13 protein-coding genes are annotated in these 25,096 nt (G+C 67.6%); all 13 read left to right on the top strand.

What is annotated here, in order from left to right:
* Window positions 1-37 precede the first annotated feature (37 nt).
* The 13 genes from BSF38_RS27840 (at window position 38) to BSF38_RS27785 (ending at window position 24,969) form a co-directional block, all read left to right on the top strand.
* A complete protein-coding gene (locus BSF38_RS27840; protein ID WP_076350282.1) occupies window positions 38-2,920 on the top strand; it encodes a right-handed parallel beta-helix repeat-containing protein in 2,883 nt (960 codons plus the stop codon).
* A 114-nt stretch (window positions 2,921-3,034) separates the two neighbouring features.
* On the top strand, window positions 3,035-4,237 hold the full coding sequence (locus BSF38_RS27835; protein WP_076350281.1) for a sialidase family protein: 1,203 nt from the start codon (window positions 3,035-3,037) through the stop codon (window positions 4,235-4,237).
* A gap of 84 nt (window positions 4,238-4,321) precedes the next feature.
* Window positions 4,322-5,623: an MFS transporter gene (locus tag BSF38_RS27830; protein ID WP_083713614.1), complete on the top strand. Its 1,302-nt coding sequence runs from the start codon at window positions 4,322-4,324 to the stop codon at window positions 5,621-5,623.
* 31 nt (window positions 5,624-5,654) lie between these two features.
* On the top strand, window positions 5,655-7,322 hold the full coding sequence (locus BSF38_RS27825) for a permease (protein ID WP_076350280.1): 1,668 nt from the start codon (window positions 5,655-5,657) through the stop codon (window positions 7,320-7,322).
* A 415-nt stretch (window positions 7,323-7,737) separates the two neighbouring features.
* On the top strand, window positions 7,738-9,507 hold the full coding sequence (ptsP, locus tag BSF38_RS27820) for a phosphoenolpyruvate--protein phosphotransferase (RefSeq protein WP_076350279.1): 1,770 nt from the start codon (window positions 7,738-7,740) through the stop codon (window positions 9,505-9,507).
* A 368-nt stretch (window positions 9,508-9,875) separates the two neighbouring features.
* A complete protein-coding gene (locus tag BSF38_RS32485; protein WP_210405656.1) occupies window positions 9,876-11,228 on the top strand; it encodes a QcrA and Rieske domain-containing protein in 1,353 nt (450 codons plus the stop codon).
* Between the two features lie 109 nt (window positions 11,229-11,337).
* Window positions 11,338-12,111: a cytochrome b N-terminal domain-containing protein gene (locus tag BSF38_RS27810; protein WP_076350278.1), complete on the top strand. Its 774-nt coding sequence runs from the start codon at window positions 11,338-11,340 to the stop codon at window positions 12,109-12,111.
* Window positions 12,112-12,181: 70 nt separating this feature from the next.
* Window positions 12,182-13,795, top strand: coding sequence for a hypothetical protein (locus BSF38_RS27805; RefSeq protein WP_076350277.1), 1,614 nt, complete (start codon window positions 12,182-12,184; stop codon window positions 13,793-13,795).
* A 96-nt stretch (window positions 13,796-13,891) separates the two neighbouring features.
* Window positions 13,892-17,623, top strand: coding sequence for a c-type cytochrome (locus BSF38_RS27800; protein ID WP_076350276.1), 3,732 nt, complete (start codon window positions 13,892-13,894; stop codon window positions 17,621-17,623).
* Between the two features lie 130 nt (window positions 17,624-17,753).
* Entirely contained in the window at window positions 17,754-18,698 is a 945-nt protein-coding gene (locus tag BSF38_RS31560; RefSeq protein WP_168189479.1) for a hypothetical protein, read from the top strand.
* A gap of 219 nt (window positions 18,699-18,917) precedes the next feature.
* Window positions 18,918-19,757, top strand: coding sequence for a cupredoxin domain-containing protein (locus BSF38_RS27790; RefSeq protein ID WP_076350274.1), 840 nt, complete (start codon window positions 18,918-18,920; stop codon window positions 19,755-19,757).
* A 103-nt stretch (window positions 19,758-19,860) separates the two neighbouring features.
* Window positions 19,861-20,031: a hypothetical protein gene (locus BSF38_RS31555; RefSeq protein ID WP_168189478.1), complete on the top strand. Its 171-nt coding sequence runs from the start codon at window positions 19,861-19,863 to the stop codon at window positions 20,029-20,031.
* Between the two features lie 447 nt (window positions 20,032-20,478).
* Entirely contained in the window at window positions 20,479-24,969 is a 4,491-nt protein-coding gene (locus tag BSF38_RS27785; protein WP_076350273.1) for an outer membrane protein assembly factor BamB family protein, read from the top strand.
* The last annotated feature ends 127 nt before the right edge of the window (window positions 24,970-25,096 follow it).

The raw sequence follows: 25,096 nt of genomic DNA, 5'->3' as shown, positions 1-25,096 counted from the left end.
AAGGCGGATCTCAGGACGCGTCTCCACGGAGGTCGGCATGAATCCAGCGACGATGAGAACGACGGCCGTCGGCTTCCTGTTTCTTCTGGCTTTCGTGCTCGACGAGCCGAAGTCGGTCCGGGCCGCGAGCTACCAGGCGGCCGGCGGACGACCCGTCGCGCGGTGGATCGGGCAGGACGGCCAGGACTTCGTCGCCAACAACAACCGGCGCGAGCCCAACGACGTCCAGGACGTCCACATCGTCCTGAGTAACCTCGACCCCGACCGCGAGATCTCGTTCATCGACATCCTGCACCTGAGCGGCGACCCCGCGCAATGGCAGTACAACGTCGAGTCGTTCGCCTGGAAGATCGAAGTCAAGCGTCAAAAGGGATCGACCCAGGCCGACCTCTACATCGAGCCCAGCGGCTGGGAAGGCGCGCGCGATTACAAGATGCTGGTCCGTTACGACAACGGCCCGGAACATCAACTGATCCTTCGCGGCCGGAAGGTGAATTCCAGCCTGCGGACCGCTCAGTCCACCTTGGGGCTGAAATGGGTGGGACAAGACGGCTTCGACCGCGTGGGGACCGGCCCGGAAGTCGGTCCCGACGGCTTGCAAGACGCTCGAATCCAGGTCGCCGGGATCTCGAAGAAGGCCCAGATCAAGGCGGTGCGGATCGACGGTCCCGGCGGCGCCAAGTGGGAATCGGGAATCAATCCCCAGTTGCTGCCGGGCACCGAATTCTGGGCCGATCCCAAGACCCCGAGCGAGGGGGACCTGTTCTTTCATCCCTCGCGCGACCTGAACGGGCAGACCCTCAAGGTCAGGATTCTGTACCAGAACGACACCATGGACTCGGCGACCGTGCAGGCGGGGCGTTGCGACCCCAAGCTCCAGATGCCCGAATTGACCACTCCGAAGGTCCACCTGGCGACGGCCACGGCCCGCTGGCTGGGCCAGGACGGCCAGGACGTCAACGGCCCCGGCGACGTGCACGTCACGGTGTCGGGCCTGGGGAAACTGCCGGACCTGGCCGGGGCGGTCCTCACCGACTCAGTCCGCGGCGCGTGGGTCTACCGGGCGGCCGGCGACGAGAAGCTGAAGGCGACCGAGGAATGGGAGAGCAACGGCGCGCTGACGATCCGCCCGGGGTCGGCCTCGGGGTCGCTCGACCTGTTCTTCCCGCCGTCTCGCGATGAAACCGGGGCGAACCTCGTGCTCCGGCTGGTCTCGAAGACGGGCCAGTCCCTGATCGCCCAGTTCCCCGGCGGCGCGTGCGACCCGACCCGTCGAGCCCCGACGCCCACCGCGAACCGCACCGAAGCGAAACCCGGCGACGACCTCCAGGCGGCCGTCGACCGGGGAGGCGTGGTGAGCCTCGCGCCCGGGACGTACCGACTGACGCAGCCGTTGATCCTCAACAAGCCGACGACCCTGACCGCCGAGCAAAAAGGAGCGACGCTCCTCTTCTCGCAGCCCGCCGGCGCGACTCCGTGGACGACGGCGATCAAGATCCACTGCGGCAACACGACGCTCAACGGCTTCGCGGTCCGGTTTGAAGGGCCGATCCGCTGGAACACCGAGGTCAGCTACGGCTCCGCCGTGATCGGCACGACCGACGACCGCGATCCCCAGCGCCACGAGCTGAAGGTCGGCGTCGCCGTGACGAACCTCGACCTTGAAGGCCCCGCCGCGACCGATCCCTCGAAGTGGGTCGAAGCCATGCGGCTGATGCGGTTCACGAACGCGATGAGCGGGAGGATCGAGGGCAACACTCTCAAAGGCGGGCCGATCGAGTTCTTCAAAGGCCCCTGGGTTTGCCTGAACAACGTGTGCACGGGAACCCAGCCCGGCACGTTTTCGCAAGGGGTGTTCACCGGCCACGGCACGAACGACGTGGTGGCTCGCGGCAACCGCGTCAAGCCGGTCGAGCCCAGCGGCAAGGTCTGGCGGTTCCTGGTCCTCACCCAGAACGGCGCGAACGACCTGGTCGAGCAAAACGAGGTCGAGGGCATCGGCGAGATCGACGGCGACGGCGTGCCTCGCATCAACGCGCCTGAGATCATCCTCACCGAGTCGTACCGCGTGAGCTACGAAGGGAAGTTGCGGGCGCTTTCGGACGACGGCCTTTTGCTGCGCACCGGACGGATGCAAGGGGTGGACGTCCGGCCCGGCGACGTCGTGTCGCTGCTCACCGGCCCGGCCGCCGGCCAGTGGCGGCGCGTGGCGCAGCCGCTCGACCCGACGACCCTGCTCGTCGACGCCCCGATTCCGAAAGGGACCGAGTACGTCTCGATCTCGCGCGGGTTCGTCAACGAGCGGTTCGTAGGCAATCGCATCGACATCCGAGGCAGCCGGACCTCGACCTGCATGGTGCTTCCCGGGAACCACTTCGGTCTGCTCGTCGAGAAGAACCACTTGCTCGGCGGGGCCGCATCGCTCGGGTGCTCGGCCTGCGCCACGGAAAGCCCCGTCGCCTGGGGATGGTCGCACGCGCCGGTGCTGGGCGCCGTGGTGCGCGGCAACGTCTTCGAAGACTCCGAGACCGGGGCGACTCTAGGCGTCAGCCACGACCCTAAGTTCGTCAAGGTGAACACCGGGCGGGTTTATATGTCGGCCGTGGTCGAGGACAACCAGGTCCGCTGGACCAATCCGTTCCTGACCCGCCACGCCGGCTCGGCCGACAAGAAGCCCCTGCGCGGCGTCACGTTCGGCTTTCCGCACGCGGCCCACGCGGGGGAGTTCCTCGTCACGGCCGCGCGGAACACGCTCGACGCGCCGGCCGGCCGCAAGCTCGGCCCCAGCCTGATCGTCCACTCGGCCGAGTTGAACAAGCAGCCGCTGCTCAACAAGAACTTCAGCCTCCCTCGCCAGGGTGAAGCCGATCGCGACAAGGCTCCCTCGGCCGGCGGCGGCCCTCCCGGCCTGCGGCGCTGACCTCCGGGGCGATCGAGCCGTCGGGTCGGCCCTTGTTCGCGCCCCTCCGTCGCACTAAACTCTTGAGCCTACGAGTCATCCATCCGTGAAACCAAGACCAGGAACGAGACCGGAATGGCGCGACCGACGATCCTCGCGGTGCTGTGTGGGCTGATCTGTCTCGGCGCCGTCGGCGACAGCCGGCGGGCCGCTTCGGCCGAACCTCCGCAGCTCGTCCGTCAGCCGATCTTCAAGCCCGAGAAGAAACACAACCATTCGTCGTGCGTGGTCGAGACGGCGAACGGCGACCTGCTGGCCGTCTGGTACTCGGGCACCGGCGAGCGGAAGTCGGACGACGTGCTGATCCAGGCCGCGTGGCTCGCCAAGGGCGCCAAGGAGTGGAACCCCCGGTTCGTGACGGCCGACACCCCCGGCTATCCGGATTGCAACCCGGCCGTCTTCGCCGACCCCGACGGCAAGATCTGGCTGTTCTGGCCGACGATCCTCGACCATCGCTGGGAAGGCGCCCTGCTCAAGTACGCCGTGGCCGACGCGCCGCAGACCGCTTCAAGCCCGATTGCGTGGTCACGTTCGGGAGTGCTTCACCTGACGCCCGAGAGCGCCCCGTTCGCCGAGGCGATTCACAAAGCGGTCGCCTCGCTCACGCCCGCTGAGAAGGAGAAGTACAAAGCCGAGTTGGAGCCGGTCGAGCGCCGGGCCGACGACTTGCTCTATCAACGACTCGGCTGGATGCCCCGCGTCCATGCGGTCGTCCTTCCTTCCGGGCGTTGGATCTTGCCGTTGTACTGCGACACGTTCTCGTCGTCGATCATGGCGATCAGCGACGACAAGGGGCAGACCTGGAAGGCCGGCGACCTGATGGTCGGCTTCGGCAACATCCAGCCGAGCCTGGTGCGCAAGAACGACGGGACGCTCGCGGCCTACATGCGCGACAACGGACCGCACCACAAGATCCGCCTCAGCACGTCGCCCGACGAGGGCAAGAGCTGGACGCCGGTCGTCGACACGGCCCTGCCGAACCCCGGCGCGGGGATCGAGGCGATCCGGCTGGCGAGCGGCCGCTGGGCGCTCGTCTACAACGACCTCGATCGAGGCCGGCACTCGCTTGCCGTCTCGCTCTCGGACGACGAGGGAGCGACCTGGTCGAAGACCCGGCACGTCGAGCGAGCCGAGGCCGGCAAGGGCTCGTTCCATTATCCCTCGATGATCCAGTCCCGCGACGGCGCGATCCACCTGACGTACACCCACTCGGTCGGCGGCGAGAGCACGATCATGCACGCCGTGCTCACCGAAGACTGGGTTCTCGCGGGCGACTGATTGATACGGCCCCGGCGCGACGTCGCGCATCGCGTCGAACTCGACGCAGGCTCCTTCCGAAATACTCTGCCTCGCGGTGACCGCATGACCATGGACAGCGACTTCGAATCCGTCCCCGCGCCCCCCAAGGCCCGCCGGCCGCCCGCCGGCGCGTCCTATCCCTGGGTCGTGCTCGGGCTGCTCTGGTTCTGCGGCTTCTTCAACTACGCCGACCGCCAGGCGCTGTACTCGGTCTTCCAGCCGCTCAAGGAGCAGTTTCAGCTCGACGACGACCAGCTCGGCTGGATCGGCTCGGCGTTCATGATCGTCTATGCGTCGACGGCTCCGCTGGCGGGCTTCGTCGTCGACCGCGTCTCCCGGCGCGTGCTGGTCCCCGTCGGCCTGGCCTTCTGGAGCTTGGTCTGCGCGGCGACCGGCTATTGCGGCACCTACTGGCAGCTCATCGCCGTGCGGGCGGCGGAAGGTCTGGGCGAAAGCTTCTACTTCCCGGCCTCGATGTCGCTGCTGGCCGACTACCATGGCCCCCGCACGCGGTCGCGCGCGCTCAGCATCCACCAGACCAGCGTTTACCTCGGCACGGCGGGGGGCGCTGTGCTGGCCGGCGGCCTGGCCAAGCGGTACGGTTGGCCTGCGCCGTTCCTGGCTCTCGGCCTGATGGGCATGCTCTACGCCGTCGTGCTCGCGTTCTGGCTGGTCGAGCCGGAGCGCGGCCAGACGGAACGCGCCGAAGACGCCGCTCCGGAAGCCGATCTCACGGCGTCGATGACGCTCTGGGACAAGGTCGCGCGGATCTTGAGCAACCGGGCCGCGCTGCTGCTGCTCCTGGTGTTCGTCGGGGCCAACTTCGTGGCTTCGACGTTCCTGACGTGGCTGCCGACGTTCATCCTGAGGAAATTCGAGATGGACGTCTCCAACTCGTCGTTGACCTCGACGGCCTGGCCGCTGGCGAGCCTCGTGGGGGCGCTCTGCGGCGGTGTGCTGGCCGACTGGCGGGCGCGGCATCGCAAGGGGGGGCGAATCCAGGTTCAGAGTCTCGGGTTGATCCTGGGCGCTCCGTTCGTCTACTGGGCGGGCGTGAGCAGCACGCTGCCGGTCCTCGTGACGGCCTTGCTCGGCGCGGGGCTCTGCAAGGGGATCTACGACGCCAACATCTTCGCCTCGCTGTTCGACGTCGTGGCGCCCGAGGACCGGGGGACGGCCGCGGGGCTGATGAACTCCGTCGGCTGGACGGGGGGCTTCCTCGCGCCGGTCGCCGTCGGCTACGCCTCGAAATATTATGGTTTGAGCGTGGCGATCGGCTCCACCGCCGTCGTCTACTTCCTGGTGGGAATCCTGGCTCTCTTCGCCGCGAGGGCCGCGGAAAGGCCGTCGCGAGCGCCGGGCTGAATTCGGTTCTAGCTCGTGAGGGGACGCCGCCGTGGACAACTCGACAGCCGTCGCGGCTCATGGTCGAAAGACGTACCAGTGGGCCGGCGCGGGCGACCTGAACGCGTTCTTCGGTCTAATGATCGACAACATCGGCGTGATGATCCTCACGACCAGCCTTCTGGTTCTGGGCTACGGATTCCCGCGCGACTTCGTGCTCACGCGGATGATCCCGGGGACGGCGGTCGGGGTGCTCGTCGGCGACCTGATCTTCACGGTCGCCGCATTCCGCCTGGCGCGGCGGTCGGGCCGAGCCGACGTCACGGCGATGCCGTTGGGCCTCGACACCCCCAGCACGTTCGGCTCGGTGATCCTGATCATCGGCCCGGCCTTCCTGGCGGCGAAGGGCAGGGGGTTGGAGGCGACGGCCGCCGCCGAGCACGCCTGGTTCCTGGGGATCACGATGCTCCTGGCTTCGGGCGTCTTCAAGCTCGCCTGCGCGCCGTTCGGCGGCTGGGTCCGCCGGATGGTCCCGCGCGCCGGGCTGCTGGGCTCGCTGGCGGCGATCGCCCTGGTCCTCATCAGTTTCCTGCCGCTGCTGGACGTCGCCGGCCACCCGGTGGCGGGCTTTGCGTCGCTGATCGTCGTCCTGGCGACCCTCACGGCGCGTTGGCGGTTGCCCGGCCGGTTTCCGGGCGCGGTGTTCGCCGTGGCCCTTGGCTGCCTGGTGTTCTACGGGATGAACCTCGCGGGCCTCGGCGCCGGGGCCGACGGGACCGCGCCGTCGACCTTGTTGCGGTTCGCGCTGCCGTTTCCGATGGCCGCGTGGTGGACCTGGTTCGCCACGGCCTGGCCCGAGGCGCTCGGCTACCTGCCCGTGGCGATCCCCCTGGCCCTGGCGACCGTCGTGGGGGGCATCGACTGCACCGAGAGCGCCGCGGCCGTCGGCGACGAGTACTCGACCGGTGCGATCGTGGCCGCGGAAGGGTTCGCGACCCTTGTGGCCGGCGGCTTCGGCGGCGTGATCCAGTCGACCCCGTACATCGGCCACCCGGCGTACAAGGCGATGGGCGCGCGGGCCGGGTACACGCTGGCCACCGCCCTGTTCGTGGGCGCGGCCGGCGTCTTCGGCTACTTCGACTGGATCTTCTTCCTGATCCCCAAGGCGGTCGTCTTCCCGATCCTGGTCTTCGTCGGCCTGGAGATCACCGCGCAGTCGTTCCACGCGACGCCGTTCCGCCACTACCCGGCGGTCGCGTTCGCCTGCGTCCCCGCGCTCGCGTACCTGGCGTTGATCACGATCAACCAGGTCCTCCCCGAAGTCGGCAAGCCGTTCGACCGGCTTCAGCCGTCGACCCAACACTGGATAGCCACCGCGACCATGCTCTCCGGCGGCTTCATCGTCACCAGCTTGCTCTGGGGCGCCGCGCTGGCTCATCTGATCGACGGCCGGGTCGGCTCGACGGTCGGCGCGCTGATCCTCGCGGGGGTGTTCTCGTGGTTCGGCGTCATCCATTCCCCGCTGCCGTCGGGCGCGATCATGTCGCCCGCCCGGGTCGTCGCCGAACTCAAAACCCAGGGCCGGACCGCCGCCACGGCCGGCCAGACCCCCTATCACTGGGCGGCCTCCTACGGCGTCATGGCGGTCGTCGTCCTGATCCTCGGCGCGCTCGGCGAGCCTCCCCGGCCGGAGTCCGCCGAAACCCCCGAGGGGGTCTGACCGCGCGCGTCGGCGGGAATCAAATCGAGCCCCGGCCGAACCGAACTGGACGACGCGCGCGGGAACCCTTACGCTATAGATTGACGGGGCCGTCCCGCGCGGGGCGGAGGCGACCGCTCGCGCCCGTCCCTCATCTTGCTGATCGCGGGCGCGCCAAGTTTCAACACGGCCCGCATGCAGACAGTTCACACTTGGTCCTTTGACCTCGAAAGCTCTTGAACCACGCTCGTCACCGCTTGCTCAGGTCCCTGGATGTTCGGAACGGCCGCGCCTCGCGGGTTCTCCGTTCAGCGAAACTCGCCGGAATTCGACACGTTTAGTTAGACCATAATGGTCTGGATAAGCGTTCATTGCGGGTTTGGTGCTTTCCAAAACAGGGTCGATTTGCGAACCGGGACGATTTGACGGACGCGCCATGCACAAAGGTATCGGAGTGAGTCCTGGGGTCGTGGTCGGAGCCGCCTACCGGGTGGAGTCGGTTCTCGGCTCGGGCGAGCCGCAGACGCTCGACAGCCCGAGCCAGGTCCCGGCGGAGATCGAGCGATTCGACCGGGCGGTGGAGGAGACGACGGCGGAGCTTGAGATCTTCGTCCAGCGGATCGCGCTCGAGCTCGGCACGCCGGCGGCCGACATCTTCAAGTCGCACCTTCAGATCGTCAACGACCCGGAGCTGCTGGCGAAGGTGCATGCGGCGATCCAGAAGAAGCTGCTCACGGCGTTCTCGGCCTTGCAGGTCGTGATGAACGGGTACGCGGCCCAGTTCGCGCGGATCGACCAGGAGTATTTCCGGGAGCGGCTGACGGACGTCCGCGACGTGATCACGCGGATCGGCTCGCACCTGACTCGGAAGACCGAGTCGAGCGTCAACGGCGCGGCCGAGTCGCACCCCGGCGACGAACCGGTGGTTTTGGTGGCGCACGAGATCCTGCCGAGCCAGGCGATGAACCTCGGCGAACTGCCGATCGCGGCGATCGTGACCGAGATCGGCGGCTCGACGAGCCACGCCGCGATCCTGGCCCGGAGCCGCGGCATTCCCGCCGTCTCGGGCGTCGAGGGGATCATGAACGACGTGGTCAGCGGCGACCTGATGGTCGTCGACGGCCGCGAGGGCCACGTGATCGTCCGCCCCGACCGCGAAGCGACGATGGCGTACCGCAAGGTTCAGCGCGAGTTCTTCCACCTCAAGGACAGCCTGATCGCCAACCGCGACCAGCCGGCGGTGAGCTGCGACGGCACCCAGGTCGAGCTGCTGGCGAACATCAACAACCTGGCCGACGCCCATTCCGCCGAGACCGTCGGCGCGGGGGGGATCGGGCTGTTTCGCACCGAGTACCTGTTCCTCACCCACCACGACGTCCCCGGCGAAGAGGAACAGTACGAGTACTACCGCCAGATCATCCTCGACTCCCCCAACAAGACGGTGACGATCCGCACGCTCGATCTCGGCGGCGACAAGACGGTCCCCTACCTGGGCCGCCGCAACGAGCCCAACCCGTTCATGGGATGGCGGTCGATCCGCATCTTCTTCGACAACCCCAAGCTGCTGGTCACGCAGATGCGGGCCATCCTCCGCGCAGGGAGGCACGGCAAGGTCTCGATGCTCTTCCCGATGATCACGACCGTCGAGGAACTGCGGAAGCTCAACAAACTCGTCAAGGAGACGCGCAGCAACCTGCGGCGCGAGGGGGTCCCGTTCGCCGAGGACGTGAAAACCGGTGTGATGGTCGAGGTCCCCGCTGCGGCCGTCTGCATCGAGGCGCTGCTCCGCGAGACCGACTTCATCTCGATCGGCTCGAACGACCTGATCCAGTACCTGGTGGCCGCCGACCGCGACAACCCCAAGGTCGCCCACCTCTGCGAGCCGCTCAGCCCGGCGATCTTCCGGGTGCTCCACATGGTGCTCGAAGCCTGCCAGCGGACGGGCACCCCGGTGACGCTCTGCGGCGAGATGGCCGGCCAGCCGCGGTCGGCCCTGGTGCTGTTCGGCATGGGCCTGCGGCGGTTCAGCATGAGCCCGGCGTTCGTGCCGACGGTCAAGGCGCTCCTCTCCTCGGTGACCACCGCGCAGGCCGAGCGGTTCGCGCACCACGTGCTCCAGCTTTCGACCGGCGACGAGATCCGCTCGTACCTCTCGGAACGGCTCCGCGAGATCTCCAGCACGCTCGAACTTTTCGACTCCGCCTAGGCGCGCCGCGAAACGCTTGTTCGCACAACCGGAGCAGGTTGTTGAACCGCGCCGCGCGGGGTGCTAGTCTAAAGCTATTGACCTTTCTTTGGGAAATCGCTCCAAAAGGCCGAGGTCAACACGTGCCGTCGGAACCGAGTCGCAAGCTCCCGATCCGACGTGGATTGAACGAGAATCACGCACGTCACGAGTTGGGGTCGCTCAAGACAGGCGCGATGCAGAGCCGAGGTTGAAATATAGAGCCGAACGAGGCTGACAGACGGGCGGCGCCGGGATTGCGATGAATGCGACGTTTACGTCTCAGGTCGTGAATTGGATGACCGGACAGCGACGAGGCGAATCGAGCTACCCAAGGCTGGAACCGACTGATGGCAAATCGACCAAGCATCAAGGAGATCCTGGAAGCCGCTCGCCGTGGAGGGCCGGCCACGCCGGGCGCCTCCTCCGACGACGCTCCGGCGCAAGCGAGCGCCCCATCCCCCGCGACTCCGCCCCCGGCGGCCGCGCAGCCGGCGGCGGCCGTCCCCTCGCCGGCGACGTTGGGCCGACCGCTGACGTTGAAGGAGAAACTGGCCGCGGCGCGAGCCGGCGGTTCAGCCGCTCCCGCCCCCGCGGCGAAAGCCGCCCCAGCGCCAGTTGAAGCCGAGGCGCCCGCGCCGGCCGCCGCCCCGGCGGTTCCTCCTCCCGCGGCGCCCCTGGGCCGTCCGCTGACGTTGAAGGAGAAACTGGCCGCCGCCCGAGCCGGTGGATCGGCGGCTCCCGCCCCCGCTCCCGCCGCGAAAGCCGCCCCCGCGCCGGCTGAAGTCGAAGCCGAGGCGCCCGCGCCGGCCGCCGCCCCGGCGGTTCCTCCTCCCGCGGCGCCCCTGGGCCGGCCGATGACGCTTCAGGAGAAGCTGGCCGCCGCCCGCGCCGGAGCCAATCCCGCCGCCGCGGCGCCGGCCGCCGGAGCCAAGCCCGCGGCGGCCGCCAAAGCCGCCCCCGCCGCGAAGGCCGCCGCCCGGACCTTGCCCCCGATCGGCGAGATCAGCGACCCGCGCGACCTGGCCGAAGCCCTCCGGCAGACCGGCGCCAAGAAGGATCAGGAAGTCGCCGCCAAGATCGCGGCGGCCAAGCCCGCTCCGAAGGTCGCCGCGCCGAAGCCCACGAGCGTGCTCCCCAAGCCCGATCGCGCGACGGCCGTCGGCGAAGCCTCGCGCGGCTCTCGACTCGAGATCACCCGGCGGGGAATTCTGCTCTTCCTGACGACGCCGGTCGTCATCGCCTGGACCGCGTTCACCCTCGGCGCCTCGGCCTTCACCGTCATGATGGGCCGGTTCATGTTCCCCAACGTCCTGGCCGAGCCGCCGAGCACCGTCAAGGTCGGACTGCCCACCAACTTCGACCCCGAGGACGTCAACGAGCGGTTCAAGTCCGAATGGGGCTTCTGGATCGTCCGGTCGACGAAGGTCAACGGTCAGGACATCATCTACGCGATCCAGTCGGTCTGCACGCACCTCGGCTGCCCTCCCAACTGGCTGGCGAGCGAACAGAAGTTCAAGTGCCCGTGCCACGGCAGCGGCTTCTACATCACCGGCGTGAATTTCGAGGGCCCCGCGCCTCGTCCCCTCGAGCGGTTCAAGGTGACCCTCGCGGACGACGGCCAGATCCTGGTCGACAAGAGTCAGAAATTCCAGCAGGAGCTCGGCCAGTGGTCGGACCCTGACAGTTTCATCTCGGTTTGACGGCCCGAGCCCCGTCGTCGTCGTCGCGCCCGTGGTCTCTTTGATTTGATGGTCCGGCCCTCCCAGGGGACGGATCGCATCGGCCTCCAATCGACCTCCCGAGACGCCCATGTCATTAATGGACTCCATCACGCAGTCGCAGCTCTGGAAGAGCGTGTTCCGCCACCCGATGCCGACCGACCGTCGCAATCGCGTGGTGGTGATGCTCACGAACTTCTTCCTCCACCTGCACCCGGTCAGCGTCCGCAAGCAGGGCATCGCCCTCAGCTACACCTGGTGCATGGGGGGGACGACGTTCTTCCTATTCATCGTCGAGGTGGTCACCGGCGTCTTGTTGATGTTCTATTACCGACCGACGCTGGAGCACGCCTACAACGACATCCTGGCGCTCCGCGACGTCACCACGCTGGGCATCCTCCGCGAGCTGCATCGCTGGGGGGCGCACGCGATGGTGATCACTGTCTGGCTGCACATGTACCGGGTGTTCCTCACCGGCAGCTACAAGCCGCCGCGCGAGTTCAACTGGGTGATCGGCGTGCTGCTGCTGGTGCTCACGCTGTTGCTCTCGTTCACCGGCTACCTGCTCCCCTGGGACCAGTTGGCGATCTGGGCCATCACCGTCGGCTCGAACATGGCCCGGGCGACGCCCGGGGTGGGGGTCGAGGGCCCCGGCGCGGCGTTCCTGGATCTGAACGGGGTGAAGCTGATCACCTCGGGCTCGGACGCCAAGTTCGCCCTCCTGGGGGGCCGGGCGGTCGGCGAGATGACGCTCAACCGGTTTTACGTGCTCCACTGCGTGGCGATCCCCCTGGCGGTCTCGCTGCTGATCATGGTCCACTTCTGGCGCGTGCGCAAGGACGGCGGAATCAGCGGCCCCTTGTAGCGGGGCCGCGCGAGTACCCGCGGTTTGGCGTTGGTTTCCAAGGCTTCCGACTCCACGGTCTCGTAAACTCATGCACCAAGAAATCCTCCCGATCCTCCCGCACCAAGACATCACCCCCGGCGTCATGGTCGGCCTGGCCTGGTATTATCTGCTGGCCTCGGCGTTGAACGCGGCGGCCGCGGCGTACGTCGCCTACATGGAGATGGTCTCCGAGGGGGCGTCGCGCGTCGGCCTGGCCCCGCGGACCCGGCGGCTGCCCGACTGGCTGGTGGGGACGTACATCGGGCTCTACGGGCTGGCGATGGTGATGATCCTGGCCCGGCCGTTCCTGCCCGGGGCGCTCGACGTCGCCTACTGCCTGTGCGCTCTGGCCAACATCGTCGTGGCCCTGACGGCCGGCGCCGACGCCGCCCATTTCTCCGAGCTGCGGGCCAGCGACGGCACGCACTCGGGCAACAGCGGCGAGCTGACGCTCGACGACCACATCCCGGCCGTGGGGCTGGGCAAGTCGATCAGCCGGATGCTCTGGACGCTGATCTGGGCCATCGCCGCGGTGTTGTTCCAGGCCATCGGCCTCGCCTACCTGTTCGGCGGGGCGATCGTCCTGCCGCAGATCTTCCGGGACCGCATCAATCAGGTCTCGGGGCCGACGACGTTCTTCGTCGGGGCGACGATCGCGTTCGTGGCGATGATCGCCTTCCGCAAGCTCGCGGCCAACGGCCTGGTCGCCTGGGGGCTCGTCAACGCGGCGCTCCTGTTCTTCGGCTTGAGCATGAGCGACTTCGACTTTCGCGACATCGTGACCAAGCCCGACAACGTGCCGATCGTCGGCCTGATGGTGCTGGTCGGCTTCTTCACCTGGCTGAGTCTGCGGCGGGCCGTCATCAACGACTCGCGACAAGCCCGTGGACTGCCGGTCCTGGAGGCGCTCGAGCCCGAGAAGACGCTCACCTGGCCCGACCTGGTGTACACCGAGCTGGTCTGCATGGTGATCTGCACGATCGTCCTGGTGCTCTGGGGGATCGTCCTGCAAGCGCCGCTGGAGCAACCCGCCAGCTCGACCGTCGCCCCCAACCCGTCGAAGGCGCCGTGGTACTTCCTGGGCTTGCAGGAGATGCTCGTCTACTTCGACCCGTGGATGGCCGGAGTGGTTCTGCCGAGCCTGATCGTCGTCGGCCTGATGGCGGTGCCTTACATCGACAACAACAAGGAAGGCAACGGTTACTACACGATCGAGAAGCGGAAGTTCGCCTACATCACCTTCCAGTACGGCTTCCTCGTCCTCTGGGTGGTCCTGATCCTGCTGGGAACCTTCCTCCGGGGGCCGAACTGGAACTTCTTCGGCCCCTACGAGTTCTGGGATCTGCACAAGCTGATCCCGCTCAACAACGTCAACCTGTCGGACATCGTCTGGATTCAGATCCTCGGGCAGACCAAGCCGTCGTCGATCCTTCAGCGCGAGGCTCCGGGGATCATCCTCTGCGTGCTCTACTTCGCGATCCCGCCGCTGCTCATGTATCGGCTGTTCTTCCGCAAGTACGCCGAGCAGGCCGGGATGGTTCGCTACTTGACCCTGGCCGTCCTGCTGCTGTTCATGGCGAGCCTGCCGATCAAGATGGTCCTCCGCTGGACGATCAACTTGAAATACCTGGTCGCGATCCCCGAGTACTTCTTCAACATCTGATTCGTTGGTGAATAGGCCGGCCGCATGAGTCGGCCGGCGAGCACGTCCGCCGCCCCGATTGGACCCCGGCGGACTCACGCCCAAGGACCGATACCCATGCCGGCAACCGAGGAAACGTACTATCGCCAGCCGACGCTGCACGTGATTTTCGCCGTCTCGTCGGTCGCGATGCTGCTCTCGATCGTCTGGATGATCATGGCCGACCACCTCCGCCCCTGGAAGGCCGTCCAGCGCGACTTCCACCGCGTGGAGGACCGAAAGCTACAGGCCGCCGAGCAAGAGAAGCTCGCCATTCAGAAGGAGAAGTATCAGGCCGAGATCGACAAGGTCGACCAGCAGATCGAGCAGGCCAAGCAGGGCGCCATCCAGCGCGCCGCCGATCTGAAGAGCGTCGAATACGAGCTGAAGAAGCTGGGCGGCCGGACCGAGCGACTCGACACCGAGAAGAAGTTCCAGAAGGCCGAGCTGGACAGCCTCCGCAGCCTGTACGACGGCATGGTCGAGCGCGGCGAGGAGCGCGAGGCCCGGGCCTTCCTGAACTCGAAGGTGGCCGACGCCGAGCGGAAGCTGCTGACCCTCTCCCGCGAGCTGGAGACGGCCCAGGCCGAGCAGAAGGTCAAGACCGACGCCAAGAAGAAGCTGGAAGGGGGCGTCGAAGATCTCGAAAAAGAGAAGAGCCGGCTGACGCGCGAGGTCGATCGGGTCGCGCGGCTGAAGGAACAGAAAGAGAACCAGTATTTCGGCGTCCTCGCCTGGCTGCGCAGCCTCCCCGGCGTCGACATGGCCGCCTCGCCGACGAAGATCCAGCAGATCAGCCTCCCCGAGCTGACGATCAACTACAACTTCAAGGAAGTGCCGCGGTACGACCGCTGCACCACCTGCCACCAGGGGATCGACCGGCTCGGCTACCAGAAGGACGAGAAGGGGGAGAAGATGACCCCCGTCTTCGCCGCGCACCCGTTCCTCCAGGAGGGGGCGACGACCATCGACCCCAAGGGCAACGTGGTCAAGGCGGGGCTCTACCTCGACGGCAACGGCCCGCACCCGATCAACGACTTCGGCTGCACGATCTGCCACGGCGGCCAGGGCTCGGGCACCGATTTCACGTTCGCCTCGCACACGCCGGCCAACCTCAAGGTGGCCGAGGAATGGAAGAAGGAATACGGCTGGCAGGAGATCCACCACTGGGATTACCCGATGCAGCCCCAGCGGTTCCTCGAATCGAGCTGCCTGAAGTGCCACCACGACGTCACCGACGTCCCCCAGGCCAAGCAGCTTCAGGCGGGCTACCAGCGGATCGTCCAGTACGGCTGCACGGGCTGCCACACGATCGGCGGCGAGGGCTCGTTCGGCCCCGACCTGACCGAGGAACGCCAGGTGGGCCCGAACCTCGGCCACGTCGCGTCCAAGGTTTCCAAGGACTGGATCGTCAAGTGGATCAAGAATCCGCACGCGTTCCGCCCCGACTCGCGGATGCCGCGGTTCTACGGCGTGACGAACAACGGCGCGGCGGAAGACCAGCCCAAGAACGACGCCGAGATCCACGCGATCAGCCACTACCTGTTCGCCAAGAGCACGCCGCCCGGCGACTTCGTCGACCCGCCGGCGAATCCCGACCCCAAGCACGGCAAGGAGCTGTTCCTCCAGAAGGGCTGCCTGGCGTGCCACCAGCATCGCCCCTACAAGACGGCGCCCGAGGCCGAAGCCGAGGTCCAGCTCAGGGACCGCAAGGCGATCAACCCGAACTACAAGCTCGACCCCGCGCTGACCTACGACCCGACGAGCTTCCCGAAGGACGTCCAGCAGTTCGCGAAGGCCGATTTCGGGCCCAATCTGAGCAACATCGCCGCCAAGTTCCAGTCGCAGCCCCAGGGGCTCAAGTGGCTGACCAACTGGATCCAGTCGCCCGAGCGGTACCACCCCAAGAGCCTGATGCCCAACCTTCAGCTCTCGCTCCAGGACGCAGCCGACGTCGCCTCGTGGATCATCTCCACGCCCGGCGAGTGGCCGGTCGAGGTCAAGACGGCCTCGATCGACTCGGACGAGGTCAAGAAGGGGCTCGACGACCTGGTCAAGCTCTACGTCACCAAGGGGGGGTATCGGAAGGACGGCAAGAACGTCGCGGTGGCCCTGAGCGAGGTCGACCCGTTCGTCGAGAAGCTGAGCACCGACGACAAGCTGTTCTTCCTGGGCGAGAAGTCAATCAGCCGGCTCGGCTGCTTCGGCTGCCACAACATCCCCGGCTTCGAGAACGCTAAGCCGATCGGCACGCCGCTCAACGACTGGGGGATCAAGAGCCCGGCCCGGCTCGACTTCGGCCACGTCAACGAGTATCTCCAGGACCAGCAGAAGACGGTCAAGGGCGACCGCGACGGCACCGACCCGTTCTACCAGGAGCAGCTCGGGCATGAGACCCGCATGGGCTTCCTCTACCAGAAACTGCACCGGCCGCGAAGCTACGACTACCTCAAGAAGAGCGAGAAGTACAAGTCCTGGGACGACCGCCTGCGGATGCCCCAGTTCGCCTGGGCCGACGATCCCAAGGCCGTCGAGGAAGTCATGACCTTCATCCTCGGGCTGACCGGCGAGAAGATCAACGCCCGGTACGTCGCCCGCACGAAGTACGACAAGGCCCAGATCGCCAAGGCCGAGGGGGCGAAGGTCCTCAACCGGTTCAACTGCGGCGGCTGCCACGTCCTCGACATGCCCAAGTTCGAGATCCCCCAGGGGACGACCACGGCCGCCGCGTTCCCCAGCTTCAAGACCAACCTTCGATCGTCGTACAGCGCCCGGAACACCGACTTCCTGCCGCAGCTCTTCCCCGATCTCTCCTACGATCCCAAGAAGAAGCTCGACGACCCGAACATCGAAGCCGAACTCGGCGTCAAGCCCGACGACGGCGCCGCCGCGACCCTCGAAGGGATGCCGACCGGCCAGTTCGAGAACGAGGTCAGCATCCAGCTCTGGAAGCCGGTGACTATCCGCGGCTACACGTTCAACGTCGGCGACACGGTGACGCTCGACCAGACCAAGATCGAGCGCAAACCGGGCGTCGGCGGCGATTTCGCCTGGCTCTACTCCACCCACCAGGCCGAGAAGGCCGGGACCCCCGTCGAAGCGTTCTGGAACCGGTTGCCCCCCCCGTTGATCCGGGAAGGCCTCAAGGCGCAGACCCCCTGGCTGTCGCTCTTCTTCAAGGACCCCTACGCAATCCGCCCGGCGACCCAGCTCCGGATGCCGCGGTTCCACTACGGCAAGGACGTCGCCCAGGCCTCGCGTGAAACCGAGCAACTGGCCGACTTCTTCGCGGCCCGCGACGCGGCCGAGTTCCCTTACCAGTCGATCCCGCAGCAGCAGCAAAGCTACATCGCCGAGCGCGAGAAGGCCCATCCCGACTACCTGAACGCGGGCTGGACGATCATGGCGAACAAGGGTTCGCCGTGCCTCCAGTGCCACGCGGTCGGCCCTTTCAAGCCGACGGGGGGCGATCAGGTGATCAACGGTCCTGACCTCCGCCAGGTGGCCAACCGGTTCCGTCCGGGCTACCTCGAACAGTGGCTCGCCAACCCCCGGCGGCTGCTCCCCTACACGGCCATGCCGCAGAACGTCGTGCCCCACGGACCGTTGCAGATCCCCGTCCCCAAGTCCTTCGAAGACCAACCGCTCGAAATGGTGCGAGCGCTTCGCGACACGCTGCTCAACTACACCAACGTGATCGAGCGGCAGATGGCGGCGGGAACGAACCCTCCCGCGGCGGCCCCGGCGGCTGCGGCCGGGACGGGAACGGGAGCGACCGCGGCGGCCAAGCCCGCCGGATCGTCCGAATAACGAGACAACCGGCGTTCGGGCGCCGACGCCTCGTCGTCGGCGCCCGGATTCTCGATTGAGCGCGTGTTCAACGTCGCCGTCGTCGCCCTGTCGACCGGCGCGAAGCCGACACCTGGAGCCAGGAGAAAGAATGATGCGGAACAGCTGGATGCGGAAGCCGACGCGGCTTGGTTTGAGCTTCACCGGCGTGCTGTGCATGGGCATGTGGGGCTGCGGCGGGTCGACCGAGGTCGGCGACGCCGTGGTCGTGCCGCCGCCGGGATCGGGGACGCCGGCCGCCTCGACCGCCTCGCACGCGGCCCCGACCGCCGCGCCTGGGGCCGGCTCGACGGCCGCCGCCCCCGCCGCGACCCCCGACGCCTCGCCCGTCAAGGCCGAGGGCTGGGGCACGCTCAAGGGCCAGATCGTCCTCTCGGGCGACGCGCCGGCCGCCAAGACTCTGGTCGAGCCGGGCAAGGCCGCCAAGGACCCCGAGGTCTGCGCCGTGGGCGCCCCCATCCTCTCTCAACGACTGGTCGTCGACGCCGGCACCAAGGGGGTCAAGAATGTGCTGGTCTACATCCCCAAGCCGACGGCCGTGAACCCCGAAGCCAAGAAGACCGCTTCGGAAGCCAAGGTCATATTCGACCAGACCAAGTGCATCTTCGAGCCCCACGTCCTGGTCGCCCTGGCCGACGTGCCGATCACGCTCAAATCGTCCGACACCGTCAACCACAACGTCAACATCAAGCTCAAGAACAGCCCGGGCAACAAGCTCCTGGGCCCCGGCGCGAGCGACACTGTGACCACCTCGGGCGCCGAGCGCACGCCGGGCATGGTCACCTGCGACATTCACCCCTGGATGCAGGCCTGGTGGATGATCCTCGACAGCCCCTACTTCGCCGTGACCGACGACAAGGGGAACTTCGAGATCAAGAACGTCCCGGCCGGCACGCAGAAGGTGGTCGTCTGGCAAGAGGCCCTCACGGGCAACGGCTTCGTCACGTCCCCCGCCGGCGAAGACGTCAACGTCAAGCCGAACGACACGACCGCCAAGAACTACACGATCGACGTCGCCAAGCTTCGGGCGGAGTGATTTCGCGACCCCTTGACGCGATCTCGTCATCGACGTAAATCCAACAACGAGGGCGACTTCGAAGACCTCTTCGCAAGCCGTCCTCGTTTTTTTTGAAGCCGCTTGCTATTCTGAGAGAACGATCCGTCGAATCGAGCTTCGCCGGTCGCTCGCCCCGTTTGTCGAACCTTCCCCCCCGCCTTCAATCCCCACACACCGATGAGAATGGAGGGACCTTCCATGTTCCGACGATCCACTTTCTTGCTCAGGCCCCTTGCGATGGCGACCGGGCTCGCGAGCCTGGTCTTCGCGGCCCGCACGGCCGACGCCGCGATCCCGCCGGTTGGTCCCGTCTCATCGGCGATCATCGGCCAGGGGTCGTATGGAACCATCAAAGGCCGCGTGGTCTGGGAAGGGGACGTCCCGACGCCCAAGGTGCTCGTCGAGGAAGGCAAGGCGTCCAAAGACCCGGAAGTCTGCGGCGCCAAGCAGCCGATCCTCTCCCAAGAATTGCTGATCGATCCCAAGACCAAGGGAATCGCCGGCGCCCTGGTCTACCTGTCGAAGCCCAACGGGACCAACCCCGAAGCGGTCAAGGCGCTGCTGAGCAAGAACCCGAAGGCGGTTCTCGACCAGAAAGGCTGTGAGTTCTTCCCCTACATCCAGGGGATCTACAAGGACCAGCCGCTCGAGATCAAGTCGAGCGACTCGGTGAACCACAACATCCGTTACACCTGCTTCACCAACCCCTCGCTCAACCAGATGCTGGGCGTGGGCGGCCACCTGGAAGTGAAGTTCGAGGCCGAGCGCCGGCCGATCATGGTCGCCTGCGACATCCACCCCTGGATGAAGGCGTACGTCGCCGTTTTCGACCACCCGTTCTACGCGGTCAGCGGCAAGGACGGCTCGTTCGAGATCCACGGCGTGCCGGCCGGAGCGCAGAACCTGGTCGTCTGGCAGGAGAAAGTCGGCTGGATCAACCCGGGCAAGGCCAAGGGGGCGCCCGTGACCGTCGCCGCCGGCGAGGCCGTCGACGCGGGGGAATTCAAGATCGAGCCGAGCCAGATCAAGAATCCTTGACGCTCAACTTCCAACGGCGAGTCGTCCGAACCGTCGGGCGGCTCGCCATCGGATTTCGATTTCGACGTCAACCTCTTTCGCTTCCTCTCCAGGACCCGTCTCCATGGGACGCTACCGCGTCGGCCGCTTCCTCCAGGTTCTAGGAATGATCATCCTCCCGTTCGGGATCGCGTCGGAACTGGTCGGCGAAGTGGGACTCGGGCAGTCGTTGCTCATCGCGGCGGCCGGCACGTTGATTTTTTACGTGGGATACGTCGTTCAAAATCAATCGTAGCCGTGGTCGAGTGCCTTTCGGCACGCAGTTCGGCGGCTTCGGCCGTCATACCGAAACCCGCACGCCTCAACCTCAAGCGGCGATGCATAATCCAATGGCACTCACGCCGGAACGTCGCATCTCGTAGTACCCTAATGAGAGAACCGCGGCGGTTCGAGCGAGTTGGTATCGGATTTGCCGTTGCAGATGCAAACGGTTTTGCGGTCCAATGAGCAGGTTGGATTCCAGCGGTTTTTCGGCTCGGATCGATTTCTCAAGTCTCTCCCTGTCTGCGAGTCAGGGACTTCCACGGAACAGACGCGCGGACCTCGCTTCTAATGATTTCGGCGTGTTTCTCCGAGGGAGAATCCCATGGTCCGATCCGTGTCGTAAGCTCCATGACGGTGAGCGGCTCTTGATCCCTTGATCCATAAAAGAGATCCGAAGATCGGGTAGAGGGGAGAGAGGATGACTTGGTTCCGGTTCCACCGGCGCAAGACCGTCGCGATTCCATCCCGAGTCGTCGGAGTCCTTTCGGCTTGTCTCCTGGCGACGGTCGCGGGCTCGGCCGCCGCTCAACCCGCCGGCCGCAGCGCTTCCAAGTTCTACCCGGATTCGAGCGAGGCCGCCGAGACCCTGCTGCGCAACGCGGCCAGCCATGTGCGGGCCGGCCAGTGGTCCGAGGCCGTCGGGATCTATCAGCGGGTCATCGAGCAATACGGCGACAAGGTGGCCCGGCTGCCGCGCGACCCGGCCGACGGGGGCGAGGGAGGCGACGAGTTCGTCCTGTACGTCGATCTTCGAGGCTACTGCCAGCGGACGCTGGCCGGACTCCCCGACGAGGCCCGCGCCGTGTACCGCAAGCGGATGGACGCGCAGGCGGAACGCTGGTTTCGCGAGGGTGAAGCCGGGCGCGACGCCGGGCCGCTGCGGCGGGTGGTCGAGCAGGCCTTCTGCACCTCGTGGGGCGACGACGCGCTGGAGCTGCTGGGCGACCTGTCGTTCCAGGACGGCCGGTTCGGCGAGGCGCTGGCGATGTACCGGCGGCTCGTGGCCGACGACCCGGAGAACCCGCTCAACCTGGTCCATCCCGACCCGTCGGTCGACCTGGCTCGGGTCGCGGCCAAGAAGCTGCTCTGCCGCGCCGCGGCCGGCGAGAGCCTGACGCCCGCCGTCGAGATCGAGGCCTTCGCGAAGCGGTTCCCCGGCGCGTCGGGTCCGCTCGCCGGCCGCAAGGGCCTGCTGGCGACGAGCCTCGCCGCGGCGCTCGAAACCGACCACCTGGCGCCTCCCAGCCAATCCGACGGCCGCTGGCCCACGTTCGCCGGCTCGCCGACCCGCAACAAGATCGTCGCCGAGTCGATCGACGTGGGGTCGTTGCAATGGCGGGTCGCGCTCGAACGGATCAGCCCGGTCCGGGCCGGCGGCCCTTACGTGCCTCGGGCGTTCGGGGTGAACAACGGGGCGTCGTCGCCGGCCAACCAGCTTCTGGGCTATCACCCGATCATCGTCGGCGACCAGGTGATCGTCAACAACGGCTCGCGGATCACGGCGTACAACTTGAGCGACCGACCGAACCCGTCGGAGGGAGGCCAGGCGCTGGCGGTCGAACCGGCCTGGAAGCACGACCCGGACGACGGCGCCGCGCCGCCGCAGGCGTTGCCGTCGAGCTGGGCGATCCCCCGGTACACGCTGACCGCGGTCGGCGACCGGATCTACGCCCGGATGGGGTCGTCGAGCCAGCCCAACTTTGCGGGGGGCCCCCGGCCGGTCGGCGCCGACAGCTCCATCGTCGCGATCGACCGCAACCGCCCTGGCGGCAAGCCGCTCTGGATCCAGAGGTCGAGCAAGCTGACCCTGCCCGACCGGCCCGCGGAGCAGGTCGGCCGGTCGGTGAATTTCGAGGGCACGCCCGTCGCCGACGACCGCAGCGTGTACGTGGCCGTCACCGACCGTCGCGAGCAGACCGCCACGTACGTCGCCAGCTACAACGCCGACGACGGCTCGCTGCGATGGCTGCGCTACCTGGGGGCCGCGGCGTCCGAGAACGACAACTTCATGGCCATGGGGGGCATGGGATTCGGCGCCCTGGCCTCGGCCGACTCGGGGCACCGGCTGCTCTCGCTCGACGGCCCCGTCCTGTACTATCAGACCAATCTGGGCGCCCTCGCGGCCCTCGACGCCGAGACGGGATCGATCCGCTGGGCGGCGACCTATCCGCGGCAGGAGTCCGGGCGCGGGCAGGGGGGTGAGCGCGACCTGAACCCCGCCGTGGTCCACGACGGCCTCGTGTTCGTCGCGCCCAGCGACGCGTCGTCGATCTTCGCCTTCGAGGCGCAGACCGGCCGGTTGAAATGGCGGACCGTCGCGATCCCCGACGAGGTGAAGCTCTCGCACCTGCTGGGCGTCGCCAAGGGCCGGCTCGTGGCCACTGGCGACAAGGTCTTGTGGTTCGACGTCCGCGACGGCAAGCTGCTGCACGCCTGGCCCGACACCGGCGGCAGCCGCGAGGGCTACGGCCGCGGCCTGCTCGCCGGCGATCGAGTCTACTGGCCGACCCGCAACGAGATCCAGGTGCTCGACCAGGCGAGCGGCGCCCGTTCCGGCCCGCCGATCAAGCTGCTGGAGACGTACCGCACGACCGGCGGCAACCTGGTCGCGGGCGACGGCTACCTGGTCGTCGCGCAGAGCGACGGCCTCGTCGTCTTCTGCCAGAACAGCCGTCTGATCGAACGCTACCGCGACGAGATCGCCCGCGCCCCCCACCACGCGCCGACGCATTACCGCCTGGCCCGCGCCGCCGAGGCCGTCGGCCGCGACCAACTGGCGCTCGACTCGTACGTGCAGTCGATCCGCAACGCCGGCGCCGGCGAGACGATCGACGGCTCGCCGCTGATCGACGCCGCCCGCGACCATCAGTTCCGACTCCTGCTCCGGCTCGCGGCCTCGCTTCGCGGCGAGAAGAAGTACGACGACGCGGGCGCCAAGCTGGAAGCCGCCGTCCTGGCCGCCCGGCAGGAGCAGGACAGGCTCAAGGCCCGCTTGCTGCTGGCCGACGTGCAGCTTGAACGAGGCCGTCCTCCGGAAGCCGTCGACATCCTCGAACGGCTGCTCGGCGACGACCGGCTGCAACAGCTCACCGTCGGCTCGGACGACGGCCGCCGCGCAGTTCGCGCCGACCTGTTCGTCGGCGACCGGCTCGCCGAGATCGTCCGCGACCACGGCCGCAAGGTCTACGACTCCTATGACCGCAAGGCCCGCGAGCTGTTCAAACGGGGCGTTGACGAGCAAGACGCGCGGTCGCTGGCCGAAGTGGCGCGGATCTTCCCGGTCGCCGAGGCGGTCCCCGAGGCGCTGCTGGCCCTGGGCGCGGTGCACGAATCCCAGAACCGGCCGACCGCCGCGGCCGCCGTCTACAAACGGCTCCTGACGCTTTCGGCCCCCAGCGACGAGGCCCGCGCCCGGGCGCTCTGGCGGCTGGCCCGGATCTACGAATCGCAGGGCTATCTGGTCTCGGCCCGCGACGCCTACCTGCAGATGGCGGATCGGTATCCCCGGCTGCAACTCGAACTGGGCGGACGCGTTTCGGCGGTCTCCGAGCGGGTGTCGGCGGAGCTGGCGCGCGACCCGCTGGCCCGGATCGTCGCCGATCGCCCCCGGCCCGCCGTCCCCTCGCCGATGGTCCGCCGATGGCGCTGGAAGGGGATCGACGGGGCCGACGCCGCTCGGCCGCTGACGGCCGCGGGCGCGCCGCCGGCCGTTGATTCGAGCCGCGTCTTCCTCGCCGCCGACGCCGGCCTGTCGCCGCTCGACCCCGCCACCGGCGACCGGCGGTGGACCGCCGCGCTGGGCGAGCGGGCGGTCTGGGTCGGCTACCTCGCCGACAAGCTGCTCGCCGCGACGCCCCATCACGTGGCGGCGATCGACGTTCAGACCGGCGCGATCCAGTGGCGGTTCGGCCGCGACGGCTCGGCGCGAGGCCGGCGCGGCCCCGACCCGTTCGCCCGCGACGATCCCCAGCCGAATCCCGCGGCGACGCCCGGAACAGTACTGCACGATTTCCAGATCGTCGCCGGCCGCCTGTTCCTGCTCCGCGGCGACGACGAGCTGATCGCCCTCGACGGCGACACCGGATTCATCAACTGGTCGTACACGCCCCGCGGCGGCGCGATCAATCCCAAACTCTGGATCGGTCCCGCCCGGCTGGTGTTGCAGGTCGACAGGCCGAGTGAGCTGGTCGTCCTGGAAACCGTCACCGGCCGGCCGATCTCGCGGTGCGGACTGAGCGAGGGCGAAGGGCTCGAGCGCGAGCCGACGCCGATCGACGAGGATCACGTGATCGTGGTCACCGACCGCCGGACGGTGAAGAAGTTCGACCTCGAGCGCGGCCAGTTCGTCTGGGACTACCGCGAGAGCGTCGAGATGCCGGTCAACGGAGCGCCCCGGGCGTTCGTGGACGCCGAGCATCTGATGGTGATCCACGACGGCCGGACGCTGATCCGGCTCGACCCGGCCACCGGATCGAAGCAATGGTCGACCGTGCTGGGGACCGAAGACCTGGGCGAGCGCCCCGACGCGCTGGCCTTCGACGAGCAGCGGTTCTACTGTGTAAGCAAGCAAAGTCTGCGGGCGCTGTCGCTGAAGGACGGCTCGCCGCTCTGGTCGCGGCACTTGTCGGGTCGCGAGCTGATCCACTGGTCGCTGGCTCTGTCCGACCGCTCGGTGCTGGTCTATCCGAGCCTTTCCAGCCTGTGGGAAGAGGAAGTCGAGGCGATGCCCCTGGTCGTCTGCAAGCAAGAGAACGGCGCGCTGGTGCAACGATTCGTGTTTCCGGCGACGATCGCCGAAGTCCATCTGCGGTTGGATTCGCGCGGCGCGGTGATCGCGACGCCCCGCGAACTCTGGGCCCTGGGCGCCCGCCCGCCGAGCCGAGAGGGGCGGCCGTCGCCGACGCCTTGAAGGAAGTTCGCTGGTTCCTTGAACGCTCGTCCCCGGGGTCGATAATACCTTCGAGCCCCGGCGTCGAGCCGCCGACTCGCCCGTTCCGGCCCGACGCGAGGCTGGACGAGTCATCCAAGAAGAGGGA

This window comes from Paludisphaera borealis (assembly GCF_001956985.1).
Classification (GTDB): domain Bacteria; phylum Planctomycetota; class Planctomycetia; order Isosphaerales; family Isosphaeraceae; genus Paludisphaera; species Paludisphaera borealis.
The sequence above is the reverse complement of the archived record's forward strand: the minus strand, read 5'-3'. Positions and strand labels throughout refer to the sequence as shown.

Excerpts from the sequence above, each read along its gene's own strand:
- BSF38_RS27840 (WP_076350282.1), top strand. The coding sequence starts at position 38 with ATGAATCCAGCGACGATGAGAACGACGGCCGTCGGCTTCCTGTTTCTT.
- BSF38_RS27835 (WP_076350281.1), top strand. The coding sequence starts at position 3,035 with ATGGCGCGACCGACGATCCTCGCGGTGCTGTGTGGGCTGATCTGTCTC.
- BSF38_RS27830 (WP_083713614.1), top strand. The coding sequence starts at position 4,322 with ATGACCATGGACAGCGACTTCGAATCCGTCCCCGCGCCCCCCAAGGCC.
- ptsP (WP_076350279.1), top strand. The coding sequence starts at position 7,738 with ATGCACAAAGGTATCGGAGTGAGTCCTGGGGTCGTGGTCGGAGCCGCC.
- BSF38_RS32485 (WP_210405656.1), top strand. The coding sequence starts at position 9,876 with ATGGCAAATCGACCAAGCATCAAGGAGATCCTGGAAGCCGCTCGCCGT.
- BSF38_RS27810 (WP_076350278.1), top strand. The coding sequence starts at position 11,338 with ATGTCATTAATGGACTCCATCACGCAGTCGCAGCTCTGGAAGAGCGTG.
- BSF38_RS27805 (WP_076350277.1), top strand. The coding sequence starts at position 12,182 with ATGCACCAAGAAATCCTCCCGATCCTCCCGCACCAAGACATCACCCCC.
- BSF38_RS27800 (WP_076350276.1), top strand. The coding sequence starts at position 13,892 with ATGCCGGCAACCGAGGAAACGTACTATCGCCAGCCGACGCTGCACGTG.
- BSF38_RS31560 (WP_168189479.1), top strand. The coding sequence starts at position 17,754 with ATGATGCGGAACAGCTGGATGCGGAAGCCGACGCGGCTTGGTTTGAGC.
- BSF38_RS27790 (WP_076350274.1), top strand. The coding sequence starts at position 18,918 with ATGTTCCGACGATCCACTTTCTTGCTCAGGCCCCTTGCGATGGCGACC.
- BSF38_RS31555 (WP_168189478.1), top strand. The coding sequence starts at position 19,861 with ATGGGACGCTACCGCGTCGGCCGCTTCCTCCAGGTTCTAGGAATGATC.
- BSF38_RS27785 (WP_076350273.1), top strand. The coding sequence starts at position 20,479 with ATGACTTGGTTCCGGTTCCACCGGCGCAAGACCGTCGCGATTCCATCC.